General features: G+C 42.2%; 1 protein-coding gene. It reads left to right on the top strand.

The genetic code is table 11. From position 1 onward, the window contains the following. Positions 1-143: 143 nt before the first annotated feature. Positions 144-617 (top strand): IS200/IS605 family transposase, encoded by a 474-nt coding sequence (gene tnpA / locus P5G61_RS31840; RefSeq protein WP_301250126.1) that lies wholly within the window; start codon positions 144-146, stop codon positions 615-617. The last annotated feature ends 143 nt before the right edge of the window (positions 618-760 follow it).

Genomic DNA, 760 nt, shown 5'->3' on the forward strand with positions numbered 1-760 from the left:
TTATGGCTTTAGCCTGTTGAGTGCGTGAAACGCGCGAAACAAAAAACCACCCGCTATGCGGGTGGAGGGATCGAGGGTTTGACCACCAAGACCATTCCAATAAAATTGAGATGTTCAGGCTCAAAAGAAAGGAATGGTCATCGATGGCAAACAAGAGCTACAGCCTAGCTCACACAAAGTGGATGTGTAAATACCACATTGTGTTTACCCCGAAGTATAGACGGAAAGAAATCTATAATCAAGTGAGAAAAGATTTAATTGAAATCTTCAAACGTTTGTGTAAGTACAAAGGAGTAGAGATTATAGAAGGTCACATGATGCCCGATCATGTACACATGTTGGTAGCGATTCCACCGAAAATTGCAGTCTCAACGTTCATGGGATATCTAAAGGGAAAAAGTTCGCTAATGATATTCGAAAAACATGCCCAGTTGAAGTATAAATACGGCAATCGAAAGTTTTGGGCAGAAGGGTACTATGTGAGCACAGTGGGTCTAAACGAAGCAACAGTAAGAAAATATATTCGTGAGCAAGAAGCACATGATCAGGCGGTAGATAAGCTGAGTGTAAAAGAATACGAAGATCCATTCAGCAGTAATCGGAGCAAAAAGAAGTAAAACCAGTTTAACTGGTAAGTGAAAGTGACAAATAACACTGAGCCTGAACAGATTTGTAGTCAGGCTAGCGTCTTTAGGCGCAGTTTGGCAACAGGGGGTTATACCCCAAGAGCAAACCACCCGTTGGACGGGTGGTCATGATT

Source organism: Paenibacillus vandeheii, from assembly GCF_030433635.1.
Taxonomy (GTDB): Bacteria; Bacillota; Bacilli; order Paenibacillales; family Paenibacillaceae; genus Paenibacillus; species Paenibacillus vandeheii.